General features: G+C 35.0%; 5 protein-coding genes. 3 read left to right on the forward strand and 2 right to left on the reverse strand.

Annotated features, from left to right (window positions below):
* Window positions 1-168 precede the first annotated feature (168 nt).
* Together ACN4EE_RS21670 and ACN4EE_RS21675 are read left to right on the forward strand one after the other, a co-directional pair.
* Entirely contained in the window at window positions 169-1,311 is a 1,143-nt protein-coding gene (locus tag ACN4EE_RS21670) for a family 10 glycosylhydrolase (RefSeq protein WP_431708591.1), read from the forward strand.
* A 171-nt stretch (window positions 1,312-1,482) separates the two neighbouring features.
* Complete coding sequence (locus tag ACN4EE_RS21675; RefSeq protein ID WP_431708592.1) at window positions 1,483-3,390, forward strand: GTPase family protein; 1,908 nt, start codon at window positions 1,483-1,485, stop codon at window positions 3,388-3,390.
* Window positions 3,391-3,437: 47 nt separating this feature from the next.
* Here ACN4EE_RS21675 and ligA read toward each other — a convergent pair whose 3' ends face one another.
* Window positions 3,438-5,456, reverse strand: a complete 2,019-nt coding sequence (gene ligA, locus ACN4EE_RS21680) for an NAD-dependent DNA ligase LigA (RefSeq protein ID WP_431708595.1) — start codon at window positions 5,454-5,456, stop codon at window positions 3,438-3,440.
* A gap of 7 nt (window positions 5,457-5,463) precedes the next feature.
* On the opposite strand from ligA, the gene ACN4EE_RS21685 reads away from it, so the two are divergent.
* The gene (locus ACN4EE_RS21685; RefSeq protein ID WP_431708593.1) at window positions 5,464-5,631 is read left to right on the forward strand and encodes a hypothetical protein; all 168 of its coding nucleotides are present in this window, start codon (window positions 5,464-5,466) and stop codon (window positions 5,629-5,631) included.
* Window positions 5,632-5,681: 50 nt separating this feature from the next.
* On the opposite strand, the gene ACN4EE_RS21690 is transcribed toward ACN4EE_RS21685, so the two are convergent.
* Complete coding sequence (locus ACN4EE_RS21690) at window positions 5,682-5,819, reverse strand: hypothetical protein (RefSeq protein ID WP_431708594.1); 138 nt, start codon at window positions 5,817-5,819, stop codon at window positions 5,682-5,684.
* Between the last annotated feature and the right edge of the window lie 255 nt (window positions 5,820-6,074).

Here is a 6,074-nt window from a genome sequence, read left to right on the forward strand (position 1 = left end):
GTAAAATAAAAAATGACAACTAATTTTAGAAAAAATATTCTCGACACCCGCATATTGTGTCGCAATACATCCCACAGCTAAAGCAATCGATGCTCTTTGCGAAGTTGTTGTAAAATTAACTTTTTGGGTTGGCATATTTTGGTTAATCGGTAAGGGTTTTCAGTTGCCTTGGGTACAAAAAAAATTTCTGAGGGGGTGGAAAATGGAATAAACCACGTTTCTCAAACAGAAGTTGTACAAGAGTATCAACAAAAATTCTCTCCTTATTGGGAATTAATCAAAGAGATAGATTTGCCTATTTTTCGGCAACAGACTCCTCCCACTATTGTTTTATTAGAAGACAACTATCCTATTCCTTCCGAAAATTCTCCTCCTCCTAATACTCCCGAATTGAAAAAAGAAACTATTGTTAATGTTGCACCTGTGGAATTACTGGAAACGAATCAAATTATCGGTATATACATGAGTAGATATGAGATTACTAATAATGCTTCTGAAGATGCTATTCGTCAAAAAGTCCGTCATTATCGCTCTCAAGGTATTAATACTATCATTCATGGAGTAGCTGGAAATGGTTGCACTATGTATGATAGTGAGGTGATGCAAAAACATATCGGTTTACAACGTTGTCCAAACAAGTTTCGAGAGCAATGGTTACATTGGTTAATTGATGAAGCCCATAAACAAGGTATGGAAGTTCATGCTTATTTTGAAAAAGGTATTAAAATTGATCATGGTAGTCCTATTTTTAATTTAGCAAAGTCGAAAAATTGGCTTGTACCGGGGATCGATCGAACCTATGATGGAGTTGATCATTATATTTTAGATGTCAATAACCCTGAAGTTGCGAATCTTTTTATTGACATGACAACGGAATTTGTGCAGAAATATCCCAACATTGATGCCGTGCAATGGGATGATTATTTAGGGTATCACAGCAGTTTACCCTCCGAAGAAAATCGGACTCCCATATTAACTAATTTTGTGCAAAGAATGATTACATCTATTAAAAAAGCTAATCCTAATGTGAGTTTTGATATTTGTCATCATAATCCCTATTGGGCGAAAAAAGAATTTGCCGCCGATTTTGATGCTTGGGGTGTCGATCGAGTCTTTATTCAAGCCTATAATGATAATAATTTTAGGGAAGAATTAGCTTATGCTAAAAAGTATAATGGCATTGCGATTACAGATAAACAATTAACTCGTTTAAAAGAAGTAATTGATAATGAAAAAATTGAGGGAGTATTGCTTTTTTCCTTAGCAGGAAATCCTCAAAATCTTGCAGTACAATGGAGAGAATATTTATAAAATTTACTTTCAATATGATAAATTATGTCAAAAAAAATATCAGGTATCAGGTATTAGGTATCAGGTATCAGGTATCAGGTATCAGGTATCAGGTATCAGATATTAGGTTAAATTCAAACTGTAAAAAGCCATAATTCTCAATTCTTAATTCTTAATTCTTAATTCTTAACAATGATTCGCTTAAAATCTTGGCAATGGTTTATTCTCGCAACTCCTATTATCGTCTTAATTACCTTTTTTGCTGTGGCAACGGGTTTACAAATTCACGCATGGGGTATTAACTGGATATGGGCGATTTTTGTCGCAATTTTCGTGGGTTGGCGTTGGTTGTTGGTAAAATGGACAAAACCCATGTTTCCTAATGTGGAAAATATCATCTCGGAGGTACAACAGGATTTAAAAATTACTACTTTCAATAATAACAATCCTGAGATTATTCCTAAGTTAGAGGAAGCCTTACAAAGTGTTATCGTTAAAACTAGAGAAGATGCCCCCATTTGGGAGGATTTACAGTTATTTTTTCAACGTTGTCAAGATTTAGTCACTTCGATCGCAAAAATATATCATCCTGAAGTAGAATATCCATTATTGAATATCTATATTCCTCAAGCCTACGGTTTAATTCGAGGTACAGTGGATGATATGGATAAGTGGATGACGAAATTGTCTCCTGCGTTAAATCAAGTCACCATCGCTCAAGGTTATCAAGGTTATCAATTATACCGCAAAGTTGAACCGAGTGCCCGTAAATTATTACAAGTGTGGAGTTGGGCGCAATGGGCGATAAATCCTGCGGTGGCTATGACTAAGTTGGCGAGTGAGGGAAGTAATAAACAAGCTAATCAGGAGTTATTAATCAATCTATCTCAAGTGTTAAGGGAAGTGGCGTTGCGCAATCTTGCCCGTCAAACGGCTTTATTATATGGCGGTGATAATTTACCCCTTGATAAGTTTATCCCTCAGAATGACATCTTACCGAAGACGAAAACCCAGACTTTACAAGAGATTCTCTCTCAAGCTGAAAATCCTGAAAAAATTGCCCAAAAACCTGTTAATATTCTTCTAGTGGGTAGAACAGGAGCAGGAAAAAGCAGTTTAATTAACACTCTTTTTAATACCCAAAAAGCCGAAGTTGATATTTTACCTAGCACCACTGACATCAAAAGTTATCAATGGAAAGCCAATACTGGAGAAGTTTTAAATCTTTTTGATACCCCCGGTTATGAGCAAATCGATCGATCGAACTATGCTCAACAGGTGTTAGAATATGCCCAAAATGCTGATATTATCTTACTATTAAATCCTGCTCTTGATCCAGCTTTACAAATGGATAAGGATTTTTTAGTCAAGTTACGGGAAAATGTACAGGAAATTCCCATTTTTACTATTATCACTCAAGTCGATCGACTGCGCCCTATCCGAGAATGGCTACCCCCTTATAATTGGCAAACAGGAAACTTCCCGAAGGAAATCTCTATTCGAGAAGCCGTTAAATACCGTCAGGAAACCCTAGGGGAATATTGTAATGAAGTGATACCTTTGGTTAACCTTTCTCTCGATCGAGATTCTTGGTATGATGACGTTTTAGCTATTACTATTTTAAGTTCGATCGAACCTGCAAAACAGATAAGACTTGCCCGTTTTTTCCGTAACCTAGAAGCAAAAAGTATCACGGCGGCGAAAATTATCGATAAATACTCCTTTCAAATGGCAACCAGTCAAGGATTGACAACCCTCCTCAAAAGTCCAGTTTTACAATTTATTTCAACCATTACTACTGGTTCACCTCGTCTAGCTTTATTACTAGCAGAAAAAATCCCCATTGAACAATTACCCGTTGTCATTGGAAAATTGCAATTAGCTTTTGAACTATTCTCTTTATTAAGTACCAATAGTGAAGATAAAATGCAGTTTGATTTACTATCTTTATGGACTTTATTAATAGAAAATAATGATTATCCTGATAAAGAAGCCTACGCTTTAGGGCATAGTTTAGTAGAATTTTGGACAAAAAAACTAACCTTTAATCAATTAGAAGAAAGGTATAAATTTTATTTACAAAATAATGTTGATAATTAGATTTGAAATGCTAAAATAAGGGCTAAAGCCCTCACTACAAACCTATATTAATTATTGTTTAATAAGTCTAATAAATCTGATTCACTGATGATTTTTAAGTTTAATTTTTGGGCTTTTTCTAACTTTGAACCTGCATCTTCTCCTACTACCACATAGTCAATTTTAGCACTAATACTACTGTTAACTTTTCCTCCTGCTGACTCAATTAATTTTTTAGCATCATTTCTTTTTAATGTGGGTAATGTACCTGTTAAAACAAAGGTTTTATTTGTTAATTTTTGGTCAGTTTTATTACTATTATTATCTGATTGAAAATTAATTTTTAAGATTTTTAATTCATTAATTAACTTAATATTATCAACAATAGTAAACCATTCTACTACGGAATTAGCTATTTCTTCCCCTATACCATAAACTCTTTCTAAGTCTTCTTTTTTTGCTTGAATTAAGTTATCAATATTTTGAAAACTATCTGTTAATATTTGAGCATTAACTGCACCTACATAACGAATTCCTAAACCAAATAAAACTCGGTTAAATGGTTGCTTTTTGCTATCTTCAATAGCGGTAATTAATTTTTGGGCAGATTTTTCACCCATGCGCTCTAAATCTTTGATTTCAAAGTCTTGTAATTTATATAAATCTGCGATCGATTTTACTAATTTATAGTCTAAAAGGGAGATAATCACTTTTTCCCCTAAGCCTCGAATATCCATCGCATCTCGACTTGCCCAATGAATCAAACTACCGCGCAAAATAGCAGGACAAGAACTATTAACACATCGAGTGACGGCTTCATTATCAGGGCGTACTAAAATTGAGTCACATTCAGGGCAATGACTCGGCATCTGGTAAGGTTGACTGTTAGCAGGGCGCAAGTCTTTAATTACTTCCACTACTTCGGGGATAATTTCTCCTGCTTTGCGAATAATCACGGTATCCCCCACTCTAATATCCAATTCTCGCACTCGATCGACATTATGTAAAGTAGCTCTTTGCACGATCGTGCCTCCTAAAGTCACAGGTTTCATAATTGCAAGGGGAGTTACAGCACCAGTGCGCCCCACATTGACAATAATTTTTTCTACGGTAGTTGTCATTTCCTCCGCAGGATACTTAACGGCAATCGCCCAACGGGGGAATTTTTGAGTAAAACCTAACTCATTTTGTAAGGAAAATTGATTGATTTTTACCACTACTCCATCAGTCATATAGGGCAAATTTTTTCGATCGATTTCCCATATATCAAGATATTGTTTGACTTGGTTTAAATCTGCAAAAACTTGATAATTAGGGTTGACTAAAAAACCAATTTGTTGTAAAAAATTAAGGGCTTTTTCTTGGGTATCAAAGCAATTATTTTCAGGTAAAATATAGGCATTATAAGCAAAAAATTGTAACTTTCTTTCACTCGCAATTTTTGGGTCTAATTGTCTTAAAGTTCCCGCCGTAGCGTTGCGAGGATTAGCAAATAAATCCTCTTGATTTTTTTCTCTTTCTTGATTGATACGATTAAATTCTTCTAAGGGAAAAAAAGCCTCTCCTCTCACTTCTAAAATCGGGGGAGGATTATCCATATTTAACTTTAAGGGAATCGATCGAATTGTGCGTAAATTATGGGTTATATCTTCCCCCATGACACCATCTCCCCTTGTTAAACCCCTAATAAAAATACCATTTTCATAAGTTAAGGCGATAGCTGAACCATCTATTTTTAACTCACAAATATAATTAAAATTAGGGTTATTTTCTATTTGTCTTTGCCAACGATTTTGCCAGTTATTTAACTCCTCAAAATTAAAAGCATTTTCTAAGCTATAAAGAGGTATATTATGAGCGACTGAATTAAACTGTCTATCGAGTTTATCCCCTACCCTTTGAGTCGGGCTATCAGAGGTAATTAAACTAGGATATTGAGTTTCTAAATCTTGCAATTCTCGATAAAGTTGATCATAAATAGTATCATCCATAATGGGATTATCTAACACATAATAGGCATAACTCGCCTCCTGTAATTTAGCTTTTAATTGTTCAGCTCGATCGATGATACTTTGATTTATATTAATATTTTCCATGACTAAAAATTTAGATATTTTTTATAGTTATAACAAAATCAAGGATCGATCGCGCAGCGCCCCCTTGACGATCAAACTTTCTCACTTTTTTCAATCGAACCCTCTCTCCTCCTTGTCATTGCGAGGAAACGAAGCAATCTCCCAAACTCGATCGAACCGTTTGTAGTAAGCTCTTTAGAGCTTTATTTACAGGCTAGAAGCCTGTTTTACGGAATCTCAATCCGCAGGTAACAAATACAATCCCGAAGGGGTATTCTCATCGGGCAAAATCTCCTTACTGCTTTTCAGGTTACGACTTTCGCACAAATCCGCAAAGACTTCTAAACTCTCTAATCTTGCTAATAATTCGCTCAATCCGTCTAAATATTCTGCGATGCCAAAGGCACGCTGCGCGCACGCAATCTGTTGTTGTATTCATGATTTAGGGTATCTTTCCTGAGCGTAGGACATTTCAAACTCTACATTTGCCTCATTTTTTTTGCGTCTTACTTGATCATGATCTAAACTCAGATTAAAAGTTAAAACAAATCAAAACCCAATACTAAAAAAAGAAGACAAAATGGATAGATTTAATCTGCCTATTCATTCTCAATTAAGATGAAGTTATTG

The sequence above is a fragment of the Geminocystis sp. CENA526 genome (assembly GCF_050753365.1).
In the GTDB taxonomy this organism is placed as follows: Bacteria; Cyanobacteriota; Cyanobacteriia; order Cyanobacteriales; family Cyanobacteriaceae; genus Geminocystis.

Bases quoted from the DNA above. Each gene is read 5' to 3' on its own strand.
- ACN4EE_RS21675 (WP_431708592.1), top strand. From the start codon at position 1,483: ATGATTCGCTTAAAATCTTGGCAATGGTTTATTCTCGCAACTCCTATT.
- ACN4EE_RS21685 (WP_431708593.1), top strand. From the start codon at position 5,464: ATGACTAAAAATTTAGATATTTTTTATAGTTATAACAAAATCAAGGAT.